Annotated in this window: 24 protein-coding genes and 1 pseudogene; 12 read left to right on the plus strand and 13 right to left on the minus strand. The window is 68.5% G+C overall.

The window, feature by feature from the left end:
* Position 1: 1 nt before the first annotated feature.
* Complete coding sequence (locus BS69_RS0100130) at positions 2-466, plus strand: NUDIX hydrolase (RefSeq protein WP_029939960.1); 465 nt, start codon at positions 2-4, stop codon at positions 464-466.
* On the opposite strand, the gene BS69_RS0100135 is transcribed toward BS69_RS0100130, so the two are convergent.
* Genes BS69_RS0100135 through pdxH form a run of 3 tightly spaced genes read right to left on the minus strand, consistent with a single transcriptional unit; the run spans position 463 to position 2,746 of the window.
* Positions 463-1,242: a PhzF family phenazine biosynthesis protein gene (locus BS69_RS0100135; RefSeq protein ID WP_029939961.1), complete on the minus strand. Its 780-nt coding sequence runs from the start codon at positions 1,240-1,242 to the stop codon at positions 463-465. The two genes, BS69_RS0100130 and BS69_RS0100135, sit on opposite strands and share 4 nt — an antisense overlap.
* Complete coding sequence (locus BS69_RS0100140) at positions 1,239-2,165, minus strand: cation diffusion facilitator family transporter (protein WP_029939962.1); 927 nt, start codon at positions 2,163-2,165, stop codon at positions 1,239-1,241. The genes BS69_RS0100135 and BS69_RS0100140 overlap by 4 nt, the downstream gene beginning before the upstream one ends.
* Complete coding sequence (gene pdxH, locus BS69_RS0100145; RefSeq protein ID WP_029939963.1) at positions 2,162-2,746, minus strand: pyridoxamine 5'-phosphate oxidase; 585 nt, start codon at positions 2,744-2,746, stop codon at positions 2,162-2,164. The genes BS69_RS0100140 and pdxH overlap by 4 nt, the downstream gene beginning before the upstream one ends.
* Before the next feature lie 85 nt (positions 2,747-2,831).
* Between pdxH and BS69_RS0100150 the strand changes: the two genes are divergently transcribed.
* From BS69_RS0100150 to BS69_RS0100165, 4 genes are read left to right on the plus strand one after another with little or no spacing between them, the layout of a single operon-like run.
* A complete protein-coding gene (locus tag BS69_RS0100150) occupies positions 2,832-3,770 on the plus strand; it encodes a DnaJ C-terminal domain-containing protein (RefSeq protein WP_029939964.1) in 939 nt (312 codons plus the stop codon).
* Between the two features lie 9 nt (positions 3,771-3,779).
* Positions 3,780-4,811, plus strand: a complete 1,032-nt coding sequence (locus BS69_RS0100155) for a YihY/virulence factor BrkB family protein (protein ID WP_084184190.1) — start codon at positions 3,780-3,782, stop codon at positions 4,809-4,811.
* Complete coding sequence (gene fabI / locus BS69_RS0100160) at positions 4,808-5,611, plus strand: enoyl-ACP reductase FabI (RefSeq protein ID WP_029939966.1); 804 nt, start codon at positions 4,808-4,810, stop codon at positions 5,609-5,611. Before BS69_RS0100155 ends, fabI begins: the two co-directional genes overlap by 4 nt.
* A 58-nt stretch (positions 5,612-5,669) precedes the next feature.
* Entirely contained in the window at positions 5,670-6,371 is a 702-nt protein-coding gene (locus tag BS69_RS0100165) for an MBL fold metallo-hydrolase (protein WP_051676340.1), read from the plus strand.
* On the opposite strand, the pseudogene ppk2 reads toward BS69_RS0100165, so the two are convergent.
* A pseudogene (gene ppk2 / locus BS69_RS12945) lies at positions 6,368-7,141 on the minus strand (polyphosphate kinase 2). The gene BS69_RS0100165 and the pseudogene ppk2 sit on opposite strands and share 4 nt — an antisense overlap.
* A 146-nt stretch (positions 7,142-7,287) precedes the next feature.
* Here ppk2 and BS69_RS0100175 point away from each other — a divergent pair.
* Complete coding sequence (locus BS69_RS0100175) at positions 7,288-8,049, plus strand: hypothetical protein (RefSeq protein ID WP_029939968.1); 762 nt, start codon at positions 7,288-7,290, stop codon at positions 8,047-8,049.
* A gap of 12 nt (positions 8,050-8,061) precedes the next feature.
* Here the strand turns inward: BS69_RS0100175 and BS69_RS0100180 are convergent, their stop codons facing one another.
* On the minus strand, positions 8,062-9,351 hold the full coding sequence (locus tag BS69_RS0100180) for an adenylosuccinate synthase (protein ID WP_029939969.1): 1,290 nt from the start codon (positions 9,349-9,351) through the stop codon (positions 8,062-8,064).
* 101 nt (positions 9,352-9,452) lie between these two features.
* Here BS69_RS0100180 and BS69_RS0100185 point away from each other — a divergent pair, with 101 nt between their 5' ends.
* Entirely contained in the window at positions 9,453-10,463 is a 1,011-nt protein-coding gene (locus BS69_RS0100185; protein WP_245605074.1) for an alpha/beta hydrolase, read from the plus strand.
* On the opposite strand, the gene serA is transcribed toward BS69_RS0100185, so the two are convergent.
* Both serA and BS69_RS0100195 read right to left on the minus strand, forming a co-directional pair.
* Positions 10,460-12,043, minus strand: coding sequence for a phosphoglycerate dehydrogenase (gene serA, locus BS69_RS0100190; protein ID WP_029939971.1), 1,584 nt, complete (start codon positions 12,041-12,043; stop codon positions 10,460-10,462). The two genes, BS69_RS0100185 and serA, sit on opposite strands and share 4 nt — an antisense overlap.
* 84 nt (positions 12,044-12,127) lie before the next feature.
* Entirely contained in the window at positions 12,128-13,261 is a 1,134-nt protein-coding gene (locus tag BS69_RS0100195) for a phosphoserine transaminase (protein WP_029939972.1), read from the minus strand.
* Between the two features lie 376 nt (positions 13,262-13,637).
* On the opposite strand from BS69_RS0100195, the gene BS69_RS0100200 reads away from it, so the two are divergent.
* The 3 genes from BS69_RS0100200 to xth are packed head-to-tail and all read left to right on the plus strand — an operon-like array spanning position 13,638 to position 15,885.
* Complete coding sequence (locus BS69_RS0100200) at positions 13,638-14,708, plus strand: M23 family metallopeptidase (RefSeq protein WP_029939973.1); 1,071 nt, start codon at positions 13,638-13,640, stop codon at positions 14,706-14,708.
* A gap of 45 nt (positions 14,709-14,753) precedes the next feature.
* Positions 14,754-15,077, plus strand: a complete 324-nt coding sequence (locus tag BS69_RS0100205; protein ID WP_029939974.1) for a HesB/IscA family protein — start codon at positions 14,754-14,756, stop codon at positions 15,075-15,077.
* 34 nt (positions 15,078-15,111) lie between these two features.
* On the plus strand, positions 15,112-15,885 hold the full coding sequence (xth, locus tag BS69_RS0100210) for an exodeoxyribonuclease III (RefSeq protein WP_029939975.1): 774 nt from the start codon (positions 15,112-15,114) through the stop codon (positions 15,883-15,885).
* On the opposite strand, the gene BS69_RS0100215 is transcribed toward xth, so the two are convergent.
* The 5 genes from BS69_RS0100215 to hflK all read right to left on the minus strand — a co-directional run bounded on the left by BS69_RS0100215 (position 15,882) and on the right by hflK (position 22,364).
* Positions 15,882-17,039 (minus strand): hypothetical protein, encoded by a 1,158-nt coding sequence (locus BS69_RS0100215; RefSeq protein WP_029939976.1) that lies wholly within the window; start codon positions 17,037-17,039, stop codon positions 15,882-15,884. The genes xth and BS69_RS0100215 overlap by 4 nt on opposite strands.
* The gene (locus BS69_RS0100220; protein ID WP_029939977.1) at positions 17,039-18,658 is read right to left on the minus strand and encodes a helicase HerA-like domain-containing protein; all 1,620 of its coding nucleotides are present in this window, start codon (positions 18,656-18,658) and stop codon (positions 17,039-17,041) included. Before BS69_RS0100220 ends, BS69_RS0100215 begins: the two co-directional genes overlap by 1 nt.
* Before the next feature lie 60 nt (positions 18,659-18,718).
* Positions 18,719-20,251, minus strand: coding sequence for a Do family serine endopeptidase (locus tag BS69_RS0100225; RefSeq protein ID WP_029939978.1), 1,533 nt, complete (start codon positions 20,249-20,251; stop codon positions 18,719-18,721).
* A 104-nt stretch (positions 20,252-20,355) separates the two neighbouring features.
* Positions 20,356-21,216 carry a protease modulator HflC gene (gene hflC / locus BS69_RS0100230; protein WP_029939979.1) on the minus strand — a complete coding sequence of 287 codons (861 nt, stop codon included), beginning with the start codon at positions 21,214-21,216 and terminating at the stop codon, positions 20,356-20,358.
* A complete protein-coding gene (hflK, locus tag BS69_RS0100235; RefSeq protein ID WP_051676344.1) occupies positions 21,213-22,364 on the minus strand; it encodes an FtsH protease activity modulator HflK in 1,152 nt (383 codons plus the stop codon). Before hflK ends, hflC begins: the two co-directional genes overlap by 4 nt.
* Before the next feature lie 91 nt (positions 22,365-22,455).
* Here hflK and BS69_RS0100240 point away from each other — a divergent pair, with 91 nt between their 5' ends.
* The gene (locus BS69_RS0100240) at positions 22,456-23,418 is read left to right on the plus strand and encodes a P-loop NTPase (protein ID WP_029939981.1); all 963 of its coding nucleotides are present in this window, start codon (positions 22,456-22,458) and stop codon (positions 23,416-23,418) included.
* Positions 23,419-23,485: 67 nt separating this feature from the next.
* Positions 23,486-24,367: a hypothetical protein gene (locus BS69_RS0100245; protein ID WP_051676346.1), complete on the plus strand. Its 882-nt coding sequence runs from the start codon at positions 23,486-23,488 to the stop codon at positions 24,365-24,367.
* A gap of 19 nt (positions 24,368-24,386) precedes the next feature.
* On the opposite strand, the gene BS69_RS0100250 is transcribed toward BS69_RS0100245, so the two are convergent.
* Positions 24,387-25,733, minus strand: a complete 1,347-nt coding sequence (locus BS69_RS0100250) for a TldD/PmbA family protein (protein ID WP_029939983.1) — start codon at positions 25,731-25,733, stop codon at positions 24,387-24,389.
* Between the last annotated feature and the right edge of the window lie 10 nt (positions 25,734-25,743).

Here is a 25,743-nt window from a genome sequence, read left to right on the forward strand (position 1 = left end):
CGTGGCGCTGCGCAGCGCCGGAGTCCTGCTCTACCGTCGCCGCGGGAATCGCACCGAAGTCCTGCTCGGCCATCCCGGCGGACCCTATTGGAAACGCAAGGACGAGGGGGCGTGGATGGTCCCCAAGGGCGCGCTCGAACCCGGTGAAGTGGCGATCGAGGCGGCCGTCCGCGAATTCTCCGAGGAAGTCGGTCCTGTCCCGCCGGGCGTTCCGGTGCCGCTTCGGACGGTTCGCCAGAATGGCGGCAAGGTGGTCGAGGTGTTCGCGCTCGAAGGCGACTTCGACCCCGCCGACCTCATCAGCGCCGATTTCGAGCTCGAATGGCCGCCCCGCTCGGGCCGGATGCGCCGTTATCCCGAACTCGACCAGGTCGAGTGGATGACACTCGACGAGGCCGACCGGCGGATCCTGAAGAGCCAGCAGCCGGTGCTCGATTCGCTGCGGACGATGCTGGCCGACGGCTAGAGCTGGAAGCTGCCCTCGATCACGGTCCGGCAGCGGCCCGAGAGCAGCACCCGGTCGCCCTCGAGCCGGCAGTCGAGCACGCCCCCGCGCGGGCCGACCTGCGCCGCCGAGAAGTGACGGCGCTCGAGCCTGGCGGCCCAGAAGGGCACCAAAGCGGCATGGGCGGCGCCGGTCACCGGATCCTCGTCGATCCCGACATTGGCGGCGAAGACTCGGCTGGCGATCTCCTGTTCGTCGCCGCACGCGGTGACGATCACGAGAGCGTCGATCCCGCGCAGCGCCGCAAAGTCGGGGCGCACGGCGCGGACCGACGCCTCGTCGTCGAGGAGGACGATGATCGTCTGCTCGGCATTGCGGCCGACGAAGGTCTGGCCCGCGACGCCGAGCGCGGCGAGCGCCTCGGGCGCCTGCCTTGGCGCGACGCTGGCGGCGGGCAGGCTGAGCTGGAGCTGTTCCTCGCCGTCGCGGCGGACCGTCAGGATCCCGGCCTTGCGGGTGCGGAAACGGACTTCTTCGCCGGTGATCAGGATATGGCCCGAGGCGATGGTCGCATGCCCGCACATCGGCACTTCGGTGGTCGGGGTGAACCAGCGCAATTCATAGTCGGCGTCGCCCTCGGCGGGGACGGTGAAGGCGGTCTCGCTCAAGTTGTTTTCGGCCGCGATGGCCTGGAGCGTCGCGTCCGGAAGCCATTCCTCGAGCGGCATCACCGCCGCCGGATTGCCGGTCAGCGGCTCGGGCGCGAAAGCGTCGACCTGGAAGAAGGGAATGATCATCGCCGCTCCGTCAGATGGTGGGGGAGCATGCCCTCTCGGTCGGTATGCCCCTCGGGGTCGAGGTGGAGCAGGATCTCGGTGCCGGGAAAGCGCTGCTGGAGTGCCTCCTCGACCCGGTCGAGCCGGTCATGGGCCTCGCGCACGGTCCAGTCCTCGGGCACCCAGACGTGGAACTGGATGAAGTCATGGACCCCCGAGGTGCGGGTGCGGACGTCGTGGATGCCCTTCAACTCGGGATAGTCGGCGCAGGCGGCGAGGAAGGCCTCGCGCTTTTCCGGCGGCCATTCGGCGTCCATCAGCTGGTCGACGCTGGCTCCGGCCGAGCTCCACGCGCCCCACAGCAGCCACAAGGCGATGATCACCCCGAACACCGCGTCGGCGCCGCTGATCTTCAGATAATGGTCGATCACCAGCGCCGCGATCACCGCGCCATTGAGATAGAGGTCCGAGGCGTAATGGAGATTGTCGGTCTGGATCGCGATCGAGCCGGTGCGGGCGATCACGCGCTTCTGATAGGAGAGCAGGAGCAGGGTCCCCGCCATGGCGAAAACCGACACGCCGATGCCGATCTCGGGATTGGCCGTCTCTGCGCCGTGGAGCAGCCGGTCGATCGCGCGCCAGCCGATGCCGAGCGCGCTGATGGTGATCAGCACCACCTGCCCCAAGGCGACCAGCGCCTCCGCCTTGCCGTGGCCGAAGCGGTGGTCGTGGTCGGCCGGAAGCGCGGCGATCCGCACCCCGATCAGGGTGACGATGCTGGCGATGAGGTCGAGCCCGGTGTCGGCAAGGCTGCCGAGCATGGCGGTGGAATCGGTCGCGATCGCCGCCCAGCTCTTGGCGACGAGCAAAGTCAGCGCCATGCCGACGCTGGCCAGCGCCGCCCGCTGCGACAGGCGCGCGCGTTCGGGTCCGGTCACCCTCATGGGTAGAGCAGGCCCTCGGTCCAGCTGCCGTCGGCCTGGCGCGTGAAAAGGCGGCGATGGTGGAGGCGGAATTCGCCGTCTTCCCAGAATTCGATCCGCTCGGGCACCAGCCGGAAACCCGACCAGTGCGGCGGACGGCCGACCTCGCCGTCGCCGAAGCGGGCCTTCACCTCGTCGATCCGGGCAAGGAAGGTCTCGCGGCTGTCGAGCGGGCGCGACTGGTCGCTGGCCCAGGCGCCGATCCGGCTGTTGCGCGAGCGGCTGGCGAAATAGGCATCGGCATCGGCCTCGCTGACCGGCACCAGTGTGCCCTCGGCGCGGACCTGCTTGCGCAAGCTCTTCCAGTGAATGCACAGCGCCGCATGCGGATTGGCGGCGATTTCGCGGCCCTTGCGGCTTTCGAGGTTGGTGAAGAAGCCGAAGCCCTCGGGCCCGTGGCGGCGCATCAGCACCATCCGCACCGACGGGCGCCCGTCGGGGGTGGCGGTCGCCAGCGCCATGGCATCGGGGTCGTTGGGCTCTTGCTGCTCGGCCTGTGCCATCCACTCGGCGAACAGGGCGAAGGGGTCGGTGCCGGCCATGCCGGGCGCTCTATTCGCCGCCGCCTTGGCAGGCAAGCCGCGGACACATAGCTAGCGCGCACACGACTTTGCTCTAAGAGGAGCCATGGATCTTTACGCACGCCTTGGGGTGAAACGGGGGGCGAGCGACGCCGAGATCAAGAAGGCGTATCGCTCCCTCGCCAAGCAGCTTCACCCCGACCGCAACAAGGACAATCCCAAGGCCGCCGAGCGTTTCGGCCAGGTCACGGCGGCCTATGACCTCCTGTCCGACGCCGACAAGCGCGCGCGCTACGACCGCGGCGAGATCGACGAGGAGGGCAATCCCAAGATGCCCTTCGGCGGCGGCTATGGCGGTGCGCGGCCGGGCGGGAGCGGTGGCTTCGAGGGATTTGGCGGGGCTGGGGCGGGCTCGGCCGGGCCCGACCTTTCCGACCTGTTCGAGGGCCTGTTCGGCGGCAGCAGCCGGCGCGCTGGCGGTTTTGGCGGCGGAAGCGCGGGTGCGCGGCCGCGGGCCAGCGTTCGCGGGGCCGATGTCGCCTACCGTTTGACCGTCCCCTTCACCGATGCCGCGACCCTCTCGCCCCAGCGAGTGACACTGGCGGACGGCGCGACGATCGAACTCAAGCTTCCCAAGGGCGTCGAGGACGGGTCCAAGATCCGACTAGCCGGCAAGGGCGAAAAGGGCCCGGGCGGCAATGGCGACGCAATCGTCACGATCGCGATCGAGCCGCACCGCTTCTTCACCCGCGACGGAAACAATGTCCGCCTCGACCTGCCGGTCGGCCTCAGGGAAGCCGTGCTCGGCGCCAAGGTGAAGGTGCCGACCCCGGACGGGCCGGTGATGCTGAGCATTCCCAAGGGCGCGAGCTCGGGCAAGGTGCTCAGGATCAAGGGCCGCGGATTCAGCGACAAGGCCGGCACCCGCGGTGACCTCCTCGTCACCCTGATGGTCGAGATCCCCGCCGGCGATGCCGCGCTCGAGCAGTTCGTGCAGGGCTGGAACGGCGGCGAAGGCAACCCGCGGGCGGGGCTCGGCGTCTAGACGCAAGCCATGAAAGAGCTGTCGCCGCAAAGCCCCGAAGCCCGACGCAAGCGGCTGGCGCGGCTCAAGGCCCGCTTCGGCGAGCAGGTGGTCGACCGCATCCGGCCGGGAACCAAGCCGTTCGAGGTGATCAAGCGGATCGCGGTCGGGGTCTATACCGACGGCTTCATCCACGCCGGAAACCTCGCCTATCTCAGCCTGCTGGCGATGTTTCCCTTTTTCATCCTGGCGGCGGCGATCGCGCAGCTGCTGGGGTCGACCGAAGGCGCGCAGCAGGTCGTCTTCAACGTGCTGCGCTCGGTCCCGCCCGATATCGCCAAGGTGCTGCGCGAGCCGATCAACGAGGTGCTGACGGCGCGCCAGGGCCCTTTGCTGTGGTTCGGCGCGCTGGTCGGCCTGTGGACCGCGTCGAGCTTCATCGAGACGATCCGCGACATCCTACGCCGAGCCTATGGCGTCAAATATAGCGCACCCTTCTGGGAATATCGGCTGATCTCGATCATCTTCATGCTCGGCCTCGTGCTGCTGCTGATGATCGCGCTGGCGGTGACCGTGGTCCTGAGCTCGCTCGAGGCGCTGTTCGTCCACCTCGTGCCGCAATTCCAGGCGGTGGCCGATTCGCTCTTCCTGGTGAAGCTGGTACCGGCGGTGGCGCTCTACGCCACGGTCTATCTCGTCTTCGTCGTGCTGACGCCCTCGCGCTACCGCAAGCTTCACTGCCGCAAGTGGCCGGGCGCGCTGCTGGTCACGTCCTGGTGGATCCTGACCGCGGTGCTGTTGCCCAAGGCGATCGGGCTCGCGGGCGGCTACAGCCTCACCTACGGCAGCCTTGCGGGCGTGATGATCACCTTGCTGTTCTTCTTCACCGTGGGGCTGGGCGTCGTGATGGGCGCCGAACTCAACGCCGCACTGGCGGAAACCGGACCGACCGCGCTAGAGGGCGAGGTCTTCACGGGCCCGCACGCCGAGGAACTCGACGTCGAAGAACCGGGCCCGGGAGAGAAAGTCAGCAAGGGAAGCGGGGAGATCAGGGCGGCATGACGGGTTTGATGACGGGCAAGCGCGGGCTGATCATGGGCCTCGCCAATGATCGCAGCCTCGCCTGGGGGATCGCCAAGCAGCTCCACGAGCAGGGCGCGGAGCTGGCCTTCTCCTACCAGGGCGAAGCGCTGGAGAAGCGGGTCCGTCCGCTCGCCGCCGAACTCGGCTCGGACTTCCTCGTCGACTGCGACGTCGGCGACATGGCCGCGCTCGACCGCACCTTCGCCGAGTTCGAGCAGCGCTGGGGCGGGATCGACTTCCTCGTCCATGCCATCGGTTTCTCCGACAAGAACGAGCTGCGCGGGCGCTTCGTCGATACGACCCTCGACAATTTTCTGCTGACCATGAACATCTCGGTCTACAGCTTCGTCGCGGTGGCGCAGCGTGCGGCCAGGCTGATGAAGCCCGGCGGAAGCCTGGTGACCCTGACCTACTACGGCGCCGAGAAGGTCATTCCGCACTACAATGTCATGGGCGTCGCCAAGGCCGCGCTCGAGACCGCGACCAAATATCTGGCGGCCGACCTCGGCAAGGACGGGATCCGCGTCAATGCGATCAGCGCCGGCCCGATCAAGACGCTGGCCGCGAGCGGGATCGGCGACTTCCGCTACATCCTCAAGTGGAACGAGCTCAACAGCCCGCTTCGCCGCAACGTCACCATCGAGGACGTCGGCGGGGCGGGGCTCTACCTGCTCAGCGATCTCTCGGCGGGAGTCACCGGCGAGATCCATCATGTCGACGCGGGCTATAATGTCGTCGGCATGAAGGCCGAGGACGCGCCCGACATCGCCACGGTCTAGCGCGCAGCTCGCGTCCGGGAGGCGGTAAGGAGTATCGTCCAAGAGGGGAGGTGATGCGATGATCTTCCGACAGTTGAGCGAGCCGGAAACCTGCACCTACACCTATCTGATCGGCTGCCGTGAGAGCGGGCTCGCGGCCTTGGTCGATCCGGCACTGGAGACGGTCGAGCGCGATCTCGATGTCCTGAAATCGCTCGGGCTCTCGCTTGCCTACACGGTCGAGACCCATATCCACGCCGACCATGTCACTTCCGCGGCGCGGCTCCGGGCGCTGACGGGCTGCCGGATCGCTTACCCCGAAATCGATCGCCCGACCGAGGCCGATGTCGGCTTGCGCGAAAGCGAGCCGCTGGCGGTCGGCAAGGTCGAGGTGCGGCCGCTCTTCACGCCCGGCCATACCGCCGGCCACCACAGTTATCTGATCGACACCGGCGAGACGATCCGCGTGCTGACGGGCGACGCGCTGCTCATCGACGGCTGCGGACGGACCGACTTCCAGGGCGGCTGCCCGGTCGCGCTCTATCGCTCGGTGACCGAGAAGATCTTCGCCCTGCCCGACGAGACGCTCGTCTACCCTGGCCATGATTACAACAACCGCCGGGTCAGCACGGTCGCGCAGGAGCGGGACCGCAATCCGCGCCTCGGTGGCGGCAAGTCGGTCGAGGAATTCGTCGGGATCATGGCCGGGCTCAACCTGCCGCCGCCCAAGAAATTGCACGAAGCCGTGCCCGCCAATCTTCGCTGCGGCGCGCTGGCCTAGCCGAAGGGCTTGATCGGCTTCTTCCCGCCGAACTCTTCTTCGAACGATTCGTGGCCAAGCGGCGTGAGGGTTGGCAGCGGCTCGTCGATCCTGGTGTCGGGGAGACGGTAGAGCAGGTCGCGGATAAGGGTCAGCCGGCCACGCTTCTGGTCATTGAAATCGACGAGCGTCCAAGGGGCGTGTTTGGTGTCGGTCGCCGCGAGCATGGCCTGCCGCGCCTCGGTATAGTCGGCGTAGCGCTGCCGGGCGGCTTCGTCGATCGGTGACAATTTCCACTGCTTGAGGGGGTCGGAAAGGCGCTCGGCAAAGCGCTCTTCCTGCTCGGCCTGGTCACAGGTCAGTCAATATTTGAAGAGCAGGATGCCATCGTCGACGAGCATCTTTTCGAACCGGGGTGCGGCCTCGAGGAAGGCGTCGACCTGGTCGGGCGTGGCGAAGCCCATGACCTTCTCGACCCCGGCGCGATTGTACCAGCTGCGGTCGAACAGCGCGATCTGGCCCTTGCCCGGAAGGTGCGGGACGTAGCGCTGAAAATACCATTGCCCGGCTTCCTCCTCGCTCGGCTTGGAGAGCGCGGTGATCCGGCACTGGCGCGGGTTGAGGTTCTCGGCGACGGCCTTGATCGCCCCGCCCTTGCCGGCGGTGTCGCGCCCTTCGAACAGGACGAGGAGCCGCTGGCCGGTGGCGGCGACCCAGCGCGCCATGGCGACGAGCTCGACCTGCATCGGTTCGAGCAGCTCCTCATAGTCCTTGCGCTTCAATCGATCCATCGCCGCTCTCCTCGTGGGGCGAGCATCGCCGTGCGGCGACGGAAAGCCAAGCGGCGTTAACCCACCCCATTGTGCAAGGCTTCACGCTTGGGCAGCATGAGGTCCGAGACGCGGCCGGGGGGCCGCCGAGACCAGGGGGAATCATCTTGCGTATCCGTCACCTGCTTGCCGCCGCCGCCATCCTCGCGGTTCCGGTCACCGCCACCGCCACCGCCACCGCTGCCGCGCCGACCAGACCTGCCCGGCCCGCGGCCAAGGCCCCGGCCAAACCGGAAATGGATCCGGTCCAGGCGATGGCGATGATGACGAAGGTCTTCGACAAGCTGTTCCCGGCCGGGCCCGAACCCGATCCGGCGCGGCTGGCAGCGGCGCGTTCGCTCAGCTTTCGGACCTTTCCCAAGGGCGCTTATGCCGAGGCGATGAACGGCTTCGTCGACGGCATGGCCGACCGCGTGCTGGCGATGAGCGAAAAGGATTTCGCCGACATGGTCCCGCCGACTCCGCCCAAGAAGGGTCAGAAGGCGAAGGAGCCGAGCACGCTTCCGCTGCGGGAGATGCTTTCGGCGAAGGATCCGCAGTTCGACGCCAAGCTGGCCGCGGGCAAGGCCTTCGCCAAGACGATGTTCGTCAAGTTCGGCGACGTGATGGAGCCCAAGTTCCGCGAGGGCATGGCGCGCTCGATGGCGCGCAAGTTCGATGCGAAGCAGATGGCCGAGATCGACGCCTTCCTCGCTACCCCGACCGGCGCGCTCTACGGCCGGCAGATGCTCGGAATGTGGTTCGAGCCCGACGTCATGCGCTCGACCTTCTCGGCCTTCCCCGAGATGATCAAGCTGATGCCCGACCTGATGAAGGACGCGGCCGCCTTCGACCAGGCGATGAAAGGCGACGGCGCGGCCAAGAAATAGCCGCGCCAACCCTCAGCTGGCGAAAGGATCGCGCACCAGGATGGTGTCGTCCCGGTCGGGGCTGGTCGAGACCAGCGCGACCGGGCAGCGGATCAGCTCCTCGATCCGGCGGATATACTTGATTGCCTGCGCCGGGAGATCGGCCCAGCTGCGCGCGCCCGCCGTGCTTTCGGACCAGCCGGGCATCTCCTCGTAGATCGGCGTCACGCGGGCCTGGTCGGCGGCGTGGGGCGGGAGATAGTCGAAGCGCTTGCCGGCGATCTCGTAGCCGACGCAGATCTTCACCGTGTCGAGCCCGTCGAGGACGTCGATCTTGGTCAGCGCGATGCCGGTGATCCCGCTGACCGCGGCAGCCTGGCGGACGAGGACGCTGTCGAACCAGCCGCAGCGGCGCTGGCGGCCGGTGACGGTGCCGAATTCGCGGCCACGCTCGCCGAGCCGCTGGCCGATGTCGTCGGAGAGCTCGGTCGGGAAGGGCCCCGAGCCGACCCGCGTGGTGTAGGCCTTGACGATCCCGAGGACGAAGCCCGCCGCGCCCGGCCCCATGCCGCTGCCGCTGCCCGTGGTCCCGGCGACGGTGTTGGACGAGGTCACGAAGGGGTAAGTGCCATGGTCGACGTCGAGCAGCACGCCCTGCGCGCCCTCGAACAGGATGCGGCGGCCGCGGGCGCGGGCCTCGTCGAGATCGACCCAGACCGGCCGCGCGAACTGCAGCACGAAGTCGGCGATGTCGGCGAGGTCGGCCTTGAGCCGGGCGCGATCGACCGGCGGCTGCGAGAAGCCGGCGCGAAGCGCGTCGTGATGCGCGCACAGGCGGTCGAGCAGCGGATCGAGCTCGTCGAGATGGGCGAGGTCGCAGACGCGGATGGCGCGGCGGCCGACCTTGTCCTCATAGGCCGGGCCGATGCCGCGGCGGGTGGTACCGATCTTGGACGCTCCGCTGGCATCCTCGCGCAGCGCGTCGAGATCGCGGTGGATCGGCAGGATCAGCGGGCAGGTCTCGGCGATGCGCAGGACGTCGGGCTCGATCCGGACGCCCTGGCCGCGCAGCTTCTCGACCTCGGCCTGGAGCGCCCAGGGGTCGAGCACCACGCCATTGCCGATGATCGACAGCGTGCCGGTGACGATCCCGCTCGGCAGGAGCGAGAGCTTGTAGACATTCTCGCCGACGACGAGCGTGTGGCCGGCATTGTGGCCGCCCTGGAAGCGGACCACGCAGTCGGCGCGGCTGGCGAGCCAGTCGACGATCTTGCCCTTGCCCTCATCGCCCCACTGGGCGCCGATGACGGTAACGTTACCCATCCGAAATCATTCCTGCTGGTGCATGAACGTCGCTCTCATCGATCGTTCAGCCGCGCTCCTATTCTTTGCGGGCCGTGGGGTCCAGCTTGAGGGGACAGATGATGCGGATTTCGAGGGGACGGATCGGGGCGGCGCTGCTCGCCGCGGCGGCGTTGATCGCCAGTCACGGGGCCTGGGCGCAGCGCGCGGGACGACTTCCGGCCGAGTGCCGGACGCCCGAATTGCGCAAGTGCCTGCTCGCCGGCGAGGGGCGCAAGGCCTGTGCCCTGGCGGCGATGCAGAATTTGCCCGACAGCTGCCGCAAGGCGATGAGCGAGGGCGCGGCGGCGCGCTCTCCCCTGACCGAGGGCTGGCGCGAACTCAGCTTCGGCAGCGATCCGCGGCAGAAGCTCGATTTCGTGATGCCTGCGGGCGCGGCCGCCAACGGCAAGGTCCCGGCTTTGCTGTTCGTCCACGGCGGCGGCTGGTCGATCGGCGACAAGAGGATCGGCGGCGACACCAAGGGCAAGCATTATACCGGCCTCGGCTGGGCTTTCGCGACCACCAACTACCGGCTGGTCCCGCAAGCGACGGTGGAACAGCAGGCCGCCGACATTGCCGCGGCGATCGCCTTGGTGCGGCGCCAGCCGGGGATCGACCCTGACCGGATCGTCATCATGGGCCACAGCGCGGGCGCGCATCTCGCCGCGCTGGTCGCGACCGACCCCGCCTATCTCAAGGCCGCGGGCGTTCCGATGAGCGCATTGCGCGGGGTCGTGCTGCTCGACGGGGCGGGCTACGACATCGCCGGCCAGATGGCCCAGCCGCGCAATCCCGTGGCGACCATGTACAACCAGGCCTTCGGCACCGATCCCAAGCGCCAGCAGGCGCTGTCGCCGACCTTCCACGCCGCTGCGCCCAATGCCGCCAACTGGCTGATCCTGCCGGTCGCGCGGCGCGCCGATTCGGTCCGCCAGAGCGAGCAGCTCGCCGCGGCGCTCAAATCGGCGGGCAACAGCGCCATGGTCGCACCGCAGGACGGCAAGACCCATGGCACGCTCAACAAGGAGATGGGCGAGCCCGGCGATCCGGCGACCGCCGCGGTCGACGCCTTTCTCGCGAAGCTGCGCTAGAAGCGCAGCGGCACCACCTCGCGCACGCCCTCGAGCGCGCAGAGCTGCTTCACCACCTCGGGTGGCACCGGGTCGTCGATCGCGACCAGTGCCACCGCTTCCCCGCCGGCCGCACGGCGGCCGAGGTTGAAGGTCGCGATGTTGAGGCCGGCCTGCCCAAGCGTCGTGCCGAGCTTGCCGATGAAGCCCGGTGTGTCGTTGTTGACGATGTAGAGCATGTGGCCGGCAAGCTCGGCCTCAACCGCCACCCCGAAGATGTCGACGAGGCGGGGGGCGGCATTGCCGAACAGGGTGCCCGCGACGCACCGGTCGCCACCGGGCGTGGCGGCGGTCACGCGGACGAGGGTCTGGTAGTCGCCCTCGCGCTCGTGCCGAACCTCGCGCACGTCGAGCCCGCGCTCCTTCGCGAGGACGGGAGCGTTCACCATGTTCACGGTCTGCGAATAGGTGCCCATCAGCCCGGCGAGCACCGCGCCGGTGATCGGCTTCTGGTTGAGGGCCGCGGCGGCGCCTTCGACCTCGATCGAGACGCCCGTCACCTGGTCACCGAGGACCTGGCCGAGCAGCCGGCCGAGCTTGTCGGCGAGCGCCATGTAGGGCTTCAGGCGCGGCGCTTCCTCGGCCGAGAGCGAGGGCATGTTGATGGCGTTGGTGACGCCGCCCAGCAGCAGGAAGTCGCTCATCTGCTCGGCGACCTGGATCGCGACATTGACCTGCGCCTCGGTGGTCGAGGCGCCGAGGTGCGGGGTCGAGATAAAGCCGGGCGTGCCGAAGAGGGGGCTGTCGGTGGCGGGCTCGGTCTCGAACACGTCGAGGGCGGCACCGGCGACCTGGCCCGAATCGAGCGCGTCCTTGAGCGCGGCCTCGTCGATCAGGCCGCCGCGCGCGCAGTTGATGATTCGAACGCCCTTCTTGGTCTTGGCGAGCGCCTCGCGGCTGAGGATCCCGCGGGTCTGGTCGGTCAGTGGTGTGTGGAGGGTGATGAAATCGGCGCGCTTCAGCAGCTCGTCGAGTTCGACCTTCTCGATGCCGAGTTCGAGCGCGCGTTCAGGCGAGAGGAAGGGGTCGAAGGCGATGACCTTCATCTTGAGGCCGAGGGCGCGGCTGGCGACGATCGAGCCGATGTTGCCCGCACCGATGAGGCCGAGCGTCTTGGCGGTCAGCTCGACCCCCATGAAGCGATTCTTCTCCCACTTGCCGGCCTGCGTCGAGGCGTCGGCCTCGGGCAGCTGGCGGGCGAGCGCGAACATCAGGGCGATGGCGTGCTCGGCGGTGGTGATCGAATTGCCGAAGGGAGTGTTCATGACGACGATGCCGCGGGCCGTCGCGGCCGGGATGTCGACATTGTCGACGCCGATGCCGGCGCGGCCGATGACCTTGAGGTTGGTCGCATGCTCGAGAAGCTTGGGCGTGGCCTTGGTCGAGGAGCGGATGGCAAGGCCGTCATAGTCGCCGATGATCGCGGCAAGCTCGTCGGGGGTCTTGCCGGTGATCTCGTCGACATGGATTCCGCGCTCGCGGAAGATGGCGGCGGCGCGGGGGTCCATCTTGTCGGAAATGAGGACTTTGGGCTGGGTCATTTCTTACCTCATGTGCCCCTGCGCACGCAGGGGACCAGTTCACTTGAGTAGGGAAGGCACTGGGCTCCTGCGTTCGCAGGAGGATTAGGCGCGCGTGTTTTCGTAGGCCCAGTCGAGCCAAGGGCCGAGCTTCTCGATGTCGCTCGTGTCGACGGTGGCGCCGCACCAGATGCGCAGGCCCGGCGGGGCGTCGCGATAGCCGGCGATGTCGAAGGCGGCGCCCTCACCCTCGAGGAGCGCGGCCATCTTCTTGATGCGGCCGTCGTCGGCGCCCTCGACCGTCAGGCAGACGCTGGTCTTCGAGCGGGTGGCGGGGTCGGCGGCGAGGTGGCCGAGCCACGGGCGGGCCGCGACGATCGCGTCGAGCGCCGCGGCATTGGCCTCGGTGCGGGCAATCGCGCCGTCGTGGCCGCCAATGCTCCCGACCCATTCGAGCGCCGCGATCGCGTCCTCGACCGCGAGCATCGAGGGGGTGTTGATCGTCTCGCCCGAGAAGATGCCCTCGATCAATTTGCCCTTGGAAGTCAGGCGGAAGACCTTGGGCAGCGGCCAGGCGGGGGTGTAGCTCTCGAGCCGCTCGACCGCGCGCGGGCCGAGGATGAGGACCCCATGCGCGCCCTCGCCGCCGAGCACCTTCTGCCAGGAAAAGGTGGCGACATCGATCCTGTCCCACGGGATGTCATAGGCGAAGACCGCGCTGGTCGCGTCGGCGAAGCTGAGGCCTTCGCGGTCCTCGGCGATCCACTCGCCGTCGGGCACGCGCACGCCGCTGGTGGTCCCGTTCCAGGTGAACAGGACATCGTTGGACCAGTCGACCTGGCCGAGGTCGGGCAGCGCGCCATAATCGGCGCGGATCACTGTCGGGTCGATCTTCAATTGCTTGACCGCGTCGGTGACCCAGCCTTCGCCGAAGCTCTCCCAGGCGAGCGCGGTCACGGGACGCGCACCCAGCATGGTCCACATCGCCATTTCGTACGCGCCGGTGTCGGAGCCGGGGACGATGCCGATGCGATGGCTGTCGGGCAGGCGGAGATGCTCGCGCATCAGGTCGATGCAGCGCTTGAGGCGCGCCTTGCCGAGCTTGGAGCGATGCGACCGGCCGAGGCTGTCGGTGGCGAGGCGGGAGGCGTCCCAGCCGGGTGGCTTGGCGCAGGGGCCCGAGGAAAAATGCGGGCGCGCGGGGCGCACCTCGGGAAGCGGGGTCGTCGTGGTCGTCACTATCAAACTCTCCTTGCAGAGAGCACGCGCCGCGTTGGGACGGCGTGGCCCGCTGACGGCTCTACAACCTGCGAGCGCGCATGCAAGCCTCACCGATTCTGTTGATAAGTCCGCGGGAAGGGCCGGTACGGACTAACTGATGTAAGCCGCCCGGCTCAACTCACCGCTTGATCGTCGCGACTCGTCCCGGTGCGGGAACGAAAAGGTTGAATTCATTAACCCTAGGGGGTCTTTTCTCCCGGGTCTGGACGGCGAGGGGCAAAATCGCCGCACCGGGCGGGGGCTGGGGAGCTCCTGACAGCAAGGTCGTCGACACGCTGCATTCGCGGCGCGGAGGACGATCAATGACGTGAACGGGCTCAGGAGCTTCGAATTTATGGCGCATGCAATCGGGACATCGGGACTGCTCCGCAGCCGCGACTTGTTCGTGCATGACGGCACGAAGCTCCGGAAGATCCGCCTGTCGACCCCGATCCAGATTGCCTTTCTCGCCCTCGCCGCCGTGATGTTCGCCTGGTCGGCCTATGCCGCCGCCGCGATCCTCGGGGGCGATCGCGCCACCACCGTCGTCGTCAGCGATAACGAGCAGCTGCAGCGCCTCGCCGCTGCGGCCGAGCAGCGCGTCCAGCTGATCGAGCAGCGCCAGAAGGTGCTCGCGACGATGATTGCCGGCGGTGACGTCGATCCGGCTTCGCTGCCCAAGGTCAGCGAGGCGAAGCCGCTCCCGGCCGCGCTCGCCGCGCCGCTCGAGGCCGCCGAACGGAAGCTGTCGGCGCAGGAAGCCGCCGCTGCCGATCGTCTCGAAGCGCGCTATGCCATGACGGCCGCCGAGCTGAAGAAGCTGGGCCTGAGCCCGCAGCGTCTTGCCGTCGGTGGTCCCTTCGAGCCCGCGACCAAGAGCGATCCGACCTTCAAGGCGCTCTTCAACAGCTGGAAGAAGCTCGACAGCCTGCAGGACGGCGTGATCGCTGTCCCCTCGGACAAGCCGGTCAAGACCGCCGACTTCACCTCGAGCTTCGGCGTTCGCAACGATCCCTTCGGGCGCGGCGCCGCCATGCATGCCGGGATCGACCTTGCCGGTCCGCTCGGCACCCCCATCTACGCCACCGCCGACGGCACCGTCACCGCCGCCGGCTTTAACAACGGCGGCTACGGCAATCTCATCAAGATCGACCACGGTCGCGGCATCGAGACCCGCTATGGCCACCTCTCGGCCATCGGCGTCCGCGCCGGCGACCGGATCAAGCGCGGCCAGCTGATCGGGCGGATGGGCTCGACCGGCCGCTCGACCGGTAGCCACCTCCACTACGAAGTCCGGATCGACGGCCGCGCGGTCAACCCGATCCCGTTCATGCGCTCGACCGATTATCTCGCCTCGATCAAGGGCCGCAGCACCCACAGCATGGACCAGATCGCGCTGGGTGGTCCCAACGGCGGCGGCCGCTGAGCCCAGCCGCTTGAGGGTGCCGGACCGGCACCCTACATTGCCCTCGTGACTTCCCTCATCCTTTCGCAAGCCGCCGCGCGGCGTGTCGCGCAGATCGCGACCAAGCAGGACAAGCCGGCCGTGCTTCGGCTGGCGGTCGACGGCGGCGGCTGCGCGGGCTTCACCTATCGTTTCGCGCTCGGCGAGCCCGAGGAGGGCGACGCCATCGCCGAGACCGACGGGGTACGGCTGGTGGTCGACCCGGTCAGCCTCGACCTCCTCGAGGGGAGCGAGGTCGATTATGTCGAGGACCTCGGCGGCGCGGCGTTCAAGGTGAAGAACCCCAATGCCGCCAGCGGCTGCGGTTGCGGGTCGAGCTTCGGGATCTGATGACGCGCGGCGCCCGGGCCGCTAGGCGGGCGTCATGAAGATCGCGACCTTCAACATCAACGGAATCCGCGCGCGCCTGCCGCGCCTGCTCGAATGGCTCGAGAAGGAGCAGCCCGACGTCGCCTGCCTGCAGGAACTGAAATGCGCCGACGAGGCGCTTCCGGTGCTCGACATCGAGGGCGCGGGCTATCGCGCGGTGTGGCACGGCCAGAAGGGCTTCAACGGGGTCGCCATCCTCGCCAGGGGGCAGTCGCCCGACCTGCGCCGCGTCGGCCTTCCCGGCGATCCCGATGACAGCCACAGCCGCTACATCGAGGCCGAGGTGAACGGCGTCGTCATCGCCTCCATCTACCTCCCCAACGGCAATCCGGTCGGCACCGAAAAGTTCGACTACAAGCTGCGCTGGATGGAGCGGCTACGCGCGCATGCCGCCGAATTGCTGGCCGAAGAGCGGCCGGTGGTGCTGGCGGGCGACTTCAACATCATCCCCGAGGATCGCGACACCTTTTCGGTCTCGGCGATGGCGAACGACGCGCTGACCCAGCCCGAAAGCCGCGCGGCGTGGCGGCGCATCGTCCACCAAGGCTGGACCGATTCGGTCCGGGCGCTCCACCCGAGCGACGACAAGCTCTACACCTTCTGGGACTATACCGCGGGCTGCTGGCAGCGCGACGCGGGCTTCCGCATCGACCACCTGCTCTGCTCGCCGCAGGTGACCGACCGGCTGCAGGCGGCCGGAATCGACCGCTGGGCGCGCGGGCAGGAGAAATCGAGCGACCACACCCCCACCTGGATTGCGATCGACTAGAGCGCCTTTTCGTAGATCCGGTAGGTCTTGTTGACCTCGGCGCCGGGCAACTGGGCGATCGACAGCATCCCCTGATTGTCCTCGAGCACCCAGCCGAACTCGCCATGGCTCGCGCCATAGGGGCCGACGCTGGCTATGCGGTTGCGCTCGATCATCATGAAGGCGAGCTGGGCCGAGAGACGGCCGCCCTGATACTTCTTGGCGACGCCCATCAGCGGCACGCGCATCCGCTTCACCCGCGGCTTGCGCAGGCGCCAGAGCAATTTGATGAAGCCGAACGGGAACAGCTCGCCGTTCAGGTCCCGCGTCAGCTCGTTGAGGTCGGGAATGGTGATCATGAAGGCCGCGGGCTCGAACACCCCGGCCTCGTTCTTGACCTCGGCGATGCAGACGAGGTCCTCGTAGATGATCGGCTTCAGCTTCTTGCCGGCGTAGGCGATCTCGGACTCGGTCAGCGGCACGAAGCCCCAATTGTCCGACCAGGCGTCGTTCAGCAGCGTCAGGATCGTGTGCGCTTCCTCGTCGAAGCGGCTCTTGTCGACGCTGCGGATGCGGATCTTGTCCGATCGGTTGCCGGCGTCGATCAGCCGCTGGATCATCGGGATCATGTCGATCCGGATGTCGAGCTCGTAGGTGACGAGGTCCTTGGCCTTGGCATAGCCCGCGCCCTCGACGATTGCCTGGTAGCTTGGACGGTGGTGACCCATCATCGCGGTCGGAGACTGGGCAAAACCCTGCACGAGCAGCCCGGGCTCGTCCCAGATCGAAAGGCTCAAGGGGCCGAGCGAGGTCTTCATGCCCCTGTCGCGCAGCCATTGCTCGGCGGTCGCGATGAGCCGCGGCCCGGCCTCGGTCTCGCCATCGACGATCTCGAGCATGCCGAAATTGCCGATGCCCTCGCCCATATGCTCGAGGACCAGCCGGTCGACCTGGGCGGAGATGCGTCCGACCGCGCGGCCGCCACGCTCCGCCAGCCAGAAGGCGGCCTCGGCATGCTCGAACCACGGATTCTTGCCCGGGGTGATCAGCCCCAGCATCTCGTCCTTGAGGGGCGGCACCCAATGGGGATCGTCCTTGTAGACGTCCCAGACGAGGTCGACGAAGCGCTTGCGGTCGGCCTTGGACTGGACCGGACGAATTACGAGATCGGACATTATTTGAGCAGGCCTCCGAGGATCCCGCGCAGCAGGCGGTTCCCGAGCTGGCGGCCGACCGAGCTGGCGGCGGAGCGGGCGGCACTTTGCACCGCCTTGTCGAACATGGTGGGGCGGGCGGCCTCGCGGGCCTGGCGCTCGGCCTCGCGGCGGGCGGCGGCGTCGGCGCGCTCCTGCTCGCGCTGCTGGCGGGCTTCCTCGCGTGCACGGGCGGCATCGGCCTGGGCCTGTTCGCGGGCGAGACGCGCCTGTTCCTTGGCGGCGAGCGCGTCGGCCTTGGCCTGGTCCTGCTGTGCCTTCGCGGCGTCGGCCGCGGCCGCGGCCTCATTCGCCTTGGCCTTGAGGATCTCCTCGGCGCTGTCGCGGTCGATCAGCGTGTCATATTTCGCGCCGATCGCATCGGTGGTGATGAAGATCTGGCGTTCCTGCGCGGTGACCGGGCCGACCCGGGTGCTCGGCGGCTTGATCAGCACGCGCTCGACCGGCGAGGGGCTGCCGTCGGGAAGCAGGAGCGAGACCAAAGCCTCGCCGACCTTGAGTTCGGTAATCGCGCTGGCGACGTCGACTTCGGGATTGGGGCGGAAGGTCTCGGCGGCGCTCTTGACCGCCGCCTGGTCGCGCGGGGTGAAGGCGCGCAGCGCATGCTGGACCCGGTTGCCGAGCTGGCCCGCAACGGTGTCGGGAATGTCGATCGGGTTCTGGGTGATGAAATAGACGCCGACGCCCTTGGAGCGGATCAGGCGGACGACCTGCTCGACCTTCTCGAGCAGGGCCGGCGGAGCATCGTCGAACAGCAGATGGGCTTCGTCGAAGAAGAAGCAGAGCTTGGGGCAGTCGACATCGCCGACCTCGGGCAGCAGCTCGAACAGTTCGGACAGCAGCCAAAGGAGGAAGGTCGAATAGAGCCTCGGGCTCGCCATCAATTTGTCGGCGGCGAGGATGTTGACGATGCCGCGCCCGCTCTCGTCGATCTTGAGGAAATCCTCGAGCGCCAGGGCCGGCTCGCCGAAGAAATGATCGCCGCCCTGGCTGCGGAGCTGGAGCAGGCTCCGCTGGATCGCGCCGATGGTGGGCTTGGCGACATTGCCATATTCGAGCGTCAGCTCGTCGGCGCGCTCGCCGCAGGCGACGAGCATCGCCTGGAGGTCGTCGAGGTCGAGGAGCAGCAGCCCCTCCTTGTCGGCGACATGGAAAGCGATGGTCAGCACCCCTTCCTGGACGTCGTTCAAATTCATCAGCCGGGCAAGGAGCAGCGGTCCCATCTCGCTGACGGTGGTACGGATCGGGTGGCCCTGTTCGCCGAACAGGTCCCAGAACTGGACCGGGCAGTCGCGATACTGCCAGTCGGTGATTGCCAGCTCGGCGGCGCGGGCGGCGAAGATCTCGTGGGTCTTGGCCGTCGGCGAGCCGGCCATGGCGAGGCCGGCAAGGTCGCCTTTCACATCGGCGACGAAGGTGGGCACCCCGGCGGCCGAGAAACCTTCGACCAGTCCCTGCAGGGTGACGGTCTTGCCGGTGCCGGTCGCGCCGGCGATCAGGCCGTGGCGATTGGCGCGCTTGAGTTCGAGGCTTTGGGGGTTCGACCCGCCGCTGCGGGCCCCGATAAAGATACTGCCCATACCACTCCCGTCCTTCGCTTCGGCCGGAGCCTAGCGAGGGACGGAAGGATAGGCGAGGGGTCAGCCCGCGATATCGACCCCGATGAACGTCTCCGGCGCGCTGCCGCGCTTGACGAGCAGGAGCACCGCGGTCCGACCGGCCTTACGGGCGGCGTCCACCGCGGCCGCGACCTGCGCGGTCGAGGCGACGGCCTGGCGGTTGACCGAGATGATCACGTCGCCGCGGCGGATGCCCTTTTCGGCGGCATCGCTGTTGGGATCGACATTGGTGACGACGAGGCCGCGAGTGGTCGCCGGCACCTGCACCGCCCGGGCGATGTCGGGGGTCAGGGCCTGGAGCGAGAGGCCGAGCGCCTGGCCGGCGGGGACGGCCGGGGCATTCTGGTCGTTGGGATCGAAGCCGCCCTGGTCGGTGCTGCCGTTGATCTTGGCGAGCTCTTCCTCGGTCGGGCGCTGGGCGACGGTCGCATTGAGCGTCAGCCGCTTGCCGTCGCGGATCACCTCGATCGGCACCCTCTGGCCAGGGGTGACGTTGGCGATCAGGAAGGAGGCGGTCTCATCCGGGGTCACGTCGCGGCCGCCGACACGGACGATGACATCGCCCTGCTGGAGCCCGGCGCGCTGCGCGGGTTGGCCCGGAACGACCGAGCGAACGAGTTCGCCGCGATCCTTGGGCAGGCCGAGCGCCGCGGCGCTGCTCTCGTCGAGCGGGAGGAGACCGATGCCGAGATAGCCGCGCTGCGGGCGCTGCCCCTTGCGCAGGCTCTCGATCACCGGGCGGGCGAGCTCGGCAGGGATGGCGAGGCCGATGCCGACGCTGGCACCGGTCGGGCTGATCAGTGCCGAATTGACGCCGATGACGTTGCCGTTGAGGTCGAACATCGGGCCGCCGCTATTGCCCATGTTGATGCTGGCATCGGTCTGGATGTAGCGGTCGTAGGCGCCGGCCCCGGTGATCCCGCGGTGGAGCGCCGAGATGATGCCCGCGGTAACGGTGCCGCCAAGCCCATAGGGATTGCCGATCGCCATCACCCAGTCGCCGACCCGGGCGCGCTGGCTGTCGCCCCAGTTGACGTAGGGCAGGTTCTGCCCCTCGATCTTGAGGAGGGCGAGGTCGGAAGCCTGGTCGCGGCCGATGATCCGGGCGGGCAGCTCGCGCCGGTCGGACAGGATGACGGTCACGCTGTCGACCGTGCCGGTGCCGTTGGCGCCTTGGATCAGGTGATTGTTGGTGACGACATAGCCGTCGGGGGAGATGATGAAGCCCGAGCCCAGCGAGCCGGTCTCACGGGTGCGCGGCGCGCCGCCTCCGCTTTCGCCGCCGCCTTCCTGGCCGGGCTGGCCGAAGCGGCGCAGGAACTCGGCCAGCGGATCGTTCGGCTGGTTCTGGACCGGCACGCGCTGGCGGGTCGAGATATTGACCACCGCGGGCTGGAGCTTGGCGGCGAGGTCGGCGAACGACATCGGCGCGCCCTTGGGCGGCATGGCCGCGGGCGAATTTTGCGCCACTTGCGCGCCGACCGGGCCGGTGGCGATCGAGAAGGCGCTCCCACCGATCAGCAGGGCGGCTGCGACACCATAGGCATAGCGCACTTTGGAGAACTCCCTCGAGGACTTCATATGGTCAATACTTCCCTTTGGCGATGAGCCCCACCCCGACGTGCTAGGTCAAGTGAATGAACGCTCATTGAACCGACTTAGCGCCCGCCGCCGCGCGTGAATTCGCGCAGGAACTCATTCTGCGGGGAGAGGATCACGTTCGTCGGACGGTCCTTGCCGCCGTCGACGAAGGTCCGCTGATAGGCCTGCATCGCGCGGTAGAAGTCGTAGAAGGCCGGATCCTTGCCGAAACTGGTGGCATAGGTCTTGGCTGCCTCGGCATCGGCTTCGGCGCGGATGATCTGCGCCTGCTTGGCACCCTCGGCGCGGATTGAACGGGCTTCCTGTTCGCGCGCGGTCTTCATCCGGTCGTAGGCGCTTTGCAGCGGGCTTCCGTCGGGAAGGTCGGCGCGCTTGATCCGGACGTCGATGATCTGGACGCCATATTGGCGCGCGACCCGGTCGAGGCCGCGGCGGATATTCTCCATCGCGCCCTGCCGCTCGGGGCTCAGCAAATCGGCGAAGGGCCGCTTGCCGAGTTCGTTGCGAAGCTCCGAGCCGAGGATCGGGCGAAGCGCCTCGCCGACGCGGTCTTCGGACCGGGCCGAGATGTACATCCGCAGCGGATCGACGATCCGGTAGCGGGCGAAGGCGTCGACCTCGAGCCGGAGTTGGTCGGTCGACAGGACCTGCTGGCGCTCCATGTCGACGTCGCGGACGCGCTTGTCGATCCACACCACATTCTCGAGGAACGGGACGCGGAAGGCGAGGCCGGCCCCGGTCCCGCCGATCGGCTGCGAAGGCCGGTAGCGGTTGTAGATGCGGTCGGGCTTGCCGAAGCGGACGATCAAGGCCTGGCGGGTCTCGGGGACGATGCTGACGCTCGACAGGATGGTGACCAGCACCAGCAAGGCGAGCATCGCCGCGAGGATCGGGCGGCGGAGGATGGCGGCGATCATCGGCCGGCTCCCCCCGCAGCCGTGCCCTGGGCCTGCGGATCCTGGATCGCGGCGGCCGGCGGGCGGCTTTGCTGAAGCGGCAGATAGGGGGTGACGCCGGGCGCCTCGACGATCGTCTTGTCGACGTTCTGGAGCACCCGCTCCATGGTCTCGTAATACATGCGGCGGCGGGTCACCTCGGGCGCAAGCCTGTACTGCTCGTAGACCTTGTCGAAGGCCGTCGCCTCGCCCTGGCTGAGCTGGCGCAGCTGGAGGGCATAGGCGCGGGCCTGGTTGATATCGCTCTGCGCGGCCTGCTGGGCGGCGCTGACCGCCTTGAAGGCATCGTTGACCGCGGCCGGCGGGTCGGCCTGCTTGATCGCGACGCCCTGGATGGCGACGCCGGACCGGTAGGTGTCGAGGATTCGCTGCATGTTCTCCTGCACCCGGGCCTCGATGTCGCCGCGCCCTTCGCCGATCGCCTCGTTGAGGGTGGTGGCCGACAGCGCCGCGCGCATTGCGCTCTCGGCGACCTGCTGGATCGTCTGCTCGGGGTTCTGCAGCTCGAACAGGTAGAGCTCGGGATCGCGGACGTTCCAGCGGACCGAGTAAGCGATGTCGATGATGTTCTGGTCGCCCGTCAGCATCAGCGTCTCGCCGCCGACCGAGCCGAGGTCGATGTTGCGGATGTTCTCGACGTCGACCTTCTGCACCCGCTCGATCGGGCTCGGCAGGGTGAGGCCGACGCCGGGGCCGAGCGTCCGGCTGTAGCGGCCGAACTGGGTGACGACGCCGCGTTCCTCGGGCGCGATGCGATGGAAGGTGCTGAGAAGGATCCACAGCAGGACCAGGAGCGCCACACCCCAGACGAGGAATTGCGGGCTGGGAGAGCGCCTTCCGAGACCGCCGCTGCCGCCGCCACCACCACCGCCGAAGCGGGCGCGTGACCGGGCAATGAGGACATCGAGGCTGCTGACGGGATTGCCACCCGCCGGACGGGCTGGCCCCTGCGTGCCCCACGGACTGGCCGGGCCCGGCCGCGGCGGCTCCTCGCCGCCGTTGCCGCCGGTGTCACCGGGCGGCGGCGTGCCACCGCTTGGACCCCAGGGTCCCTTGCTGTCCGAAAACAAGCCGCGCGCGCGGGCTGCCCACCCCGAAACATCGTTCATGACGACAGATATAGAAGCGGGTCCGGCATTTAACAGTGGGTCCGTAACAATGGCCCTTGTGCCGGGTCGGGGAAGGCCTAGGAGCGCGGCCATGACCCTCGACAAGAGCCTGTTCGGCGCGGACGCCGACCGCCTGCGCTCGGTGCGCCTGCAGGACGGCGTCGCCGCGCTGGTCGCCGAGGCGAGCGGGCTCGGCGAGCAGGAGCGCGCGGCGCTGGAGGCGCGATTGCGCGCGGCGGCCGCGGCGCAGGAGGGCGTGAACGAAGTCCGCGTGGCGATGACGGCGAGCAAGCCGGCCGGGCCGAAGCTGATCGCGGTCGGCTCGGGCAAGGGCGGGGTCGGCAAGTCGACCGTCTCGGTCAATCTCGCCATCGCGCTGGCCCGGCTCGGCCACCGGGTCGGGATTATCGACGCCGACATCTACGGCCCCTCGCAGCCGACCCTGCTCGGCACCAGCGAGCGGCCTGTGGCCAGGGACAAGCAACTCATCCCGGTCGAAGCACAGGGGGTTAAGCTCCTCTCGGTGGGGCAGCTGGTCAGCCCCGGCCATGCGCTGGCCTGGCGCGGGCCGATGGCAGCGGGTGCGCTCACCCAGCTGGTCGAGGGCGACTGGAGCGGGACCGATTATATCGTGGTCGACCTTCCCCCCGGCACCGGAGACGTCCAGCTGTCCCTGATCCAGAAAGCGCGGCCGGTGGGCGCGGTGGTGGTCTCGACCCCGCAGGACCTGTCGCTGATCGACGCCCGGCGCGCGATCGACCTGTTCGGCAAGACCGCGGTCCCGGTGCTGGGCATCGTCGAGAACATGGCCGGCTACCAGTGCCCTCATTGCGGCGAGACGTCGGACCCGTTCGGGAGCGGCGGCGCCGAAGCCGCGGCCGGAGAAATGGGCGTCCCCTTCCTTGCCCGGTTGCCGCTGTCGGCGAGCCTGCGTGCGGAATCGGATGCAGGCCGTCCGCCGGCAGCGGGGGAGGGGCCCGCAGCGGCGGCATTCCGGGCGCTCGCCGAGGCCGTTCTCGCCCAATTGGACGCGGTTCCGGCAAGCCAAATTTGACAGAAAGCCGCGAACGGCAGACCTTCGTCCCGCGATTTGCAGGAGTCGCTTGGAACGGGGGTTTCAGATGAGCAGGAAGACGCTTTTCCTCGGTGCCGCCGCCGTCGCGCTGGCGATGTCCACGGGTCCGGCAACCGCCAACCACAGCTGGAGCAACTATCACTGGGCGCACCAGACCGGCGGCGCGCTGAGCGTGAAGGTCAATTACAGCGTCGACAGCGTCTGGCTGCCCTATGTCCAGACCAGCATCGCCGACTGGGACAATCCCGTGGTCGGCGGGGCCCCCGACGTGCTGACATTGCCGAGCGCGGCCTCCTCGGCCGACCGGCGTCGGTGCAACCCGATCTCGGGTCAGATCCTGGTCTGCAACTACGCTTATGGCCGCAAGGGCTGGCTCGGGATCGCGTCGGTCTGGGCCGACGGCAACAGCCACATCACGCAGGCGACGACCAAGCTCAACGACAGCTATTATGGCGCGACCAGCTCGTACAATACGCCCGGCTTCCGGGCCTTGGTGGCCTGCCAGGAAGTCGGCCACGACTTCGGCCTCGCGCACCAGGACGAGAATTTCAGCAACGCCAATCTCGGCTCCTGCATGGACTATACCAACAATCCCGACGGCGGCGGGTCGAACGGGACCAAGGGGAATCGCAAGCCCAACGCCCACGACTACGAGCAGCTGGGGACGATCTACGCCCACGCCGACAGCTATTCGACCGCGACGCTGGCAGCGGCCGCCACCAATTTCGGTGAGCGGGCGGTCGGCAAGCCGGCGGCGGCCGGGCGTCCGACCGAAGGCGCGGGCGACACGGCGGCCGAATGGGGTGAGCCGGTGCATCGTGACGGCAAGGGCCGGCCGGATCAGTTCATCCGTTACTATCCGGGTGGCTACAAGATGATCACCCACGTCTTCTGGGCGCCCGACGCCAAGGGCAACGAAGCCGTCTGAGGGAACACGGTGGCGGGCGTCAGGCGCTCGCCACCGTCATCTCCGGGATGAGCACGGTCGGGGCGTCGATCCCCCGCCGAAGTTCGAGGTCGCTGCCCGGCTCGAGCGTCCGGAACATGTCCTTGAGATTGCCCGCGATGGTGATCTCGGCGACCGGCGCGACGATCTCGCCATTTTCCACCAGGAAGCCGGCGGCGCCGCGGCTGTAGTCGCCGGTCACGGCGTTCACGCCCTGACCGATCAGCTCGGTCACGAGGATCGCGCGCGGGGCGGCGGCGAGCAGTTCTTCGCGACTTCGGGCGCCGGGCAGGAGCATCAGGTTCGACGGGCCCGCGCCCGGGCTTCCGCCGACCGCGCGGCCGGCATGGCCGGTGGGGGCGATGCCGAGCTGGCGCGCCGAGGCGCTGTCGGCGAGCCAGCTCGTCAATATACCGTCGGCGATGAGGTCGAGCGGGCGGCAGGGCAGACCCTCGCCGTCGAAGGCCCGGCTGCGCAGCCCGCGGACCCGCAGCGGATCGTCGCGGACGGTCACGCCCTCGGCGAACAGCCGGGTCCCGAGGGCGTCGAGGAGGAAGCTCGTCTTGCGGGCGATCGCGCTGCCGGTGATCGCCGCGGTCAGGTGGCCGAGCAGGCTCGAGGCGACGCGCGGATCGAAGATGATGGCATAGGTGCCGCTCTCGATCCTCTTGGGGCCGACCCGCGCCACGGTCCGCTCGGCGGCGAGACGGCCGACCTTTTCGGGCGGGTCGAGGTCGGCGAGGTGGCGGCTCGAGTGGGCGGCATAGTCGCGCTGCAGCGCGCCCGCCTCGCCCGCGACCACGCTGGCGGAGAGGTTGTGGTGGCTGCTCCGGAGCGCGCGGGCGAAGCCGGTCGAGGTCGCCAGCGCGACGAGGCTCTGGCCGGTTCCCGCCGACGCACCATTGCTGTTGGTGACCCCGGCAACGTCGCGCGCGGCGTCCTCGGCGGTCCGGGCACTGGCCTCGAGCGCGGCAAGGTCCGGGCTGACGGGATCGAACAGGTCGAGGTCGGGGCCGGCCCCGTCACCGAGCAGCGCCGGATCGGCAAGCCCGGCATAGGGGTCCTCGGGGGCCTGGCGGGCCATGGCGAAGGCGCGCTCGGCAAGCTCCGGGAAATGCGCGGGATCGAGGCTGGCGGAGGAGACGGTGGCCGAGCGCTGCCCGTCGAACAGGCGCAGGCCGACCTCGAAGCTTTCGCTATGGTCGATGTCCTCGACCTCGCCCAGGCGGACCGAGATCCCGCTCGACCGGCTGATCCCGATCATCGCGTCGGCGGCGCTTGCCCCGGCGCGCGTCGCGGCCTCGACCAGCGCGGCGGCAAGGTCGGCGGCTTCTGCTTCGCTCTGCATGGCCTTGCCT

The sequence above is a fragment of the Sphingomonas astaxanthinifaciens DSM 22298 genome, from assembly GCF_000711715.1.
In the GTDB taxonomy this organism is placed as follows: Bacteria; Pseudomonadota; Alphaproteobacteria; order Sphingomonadales; family Sphingomonadaceae; genus Sphingomicrobium; species Sphingomicrobium astaxanthinifaciens_A.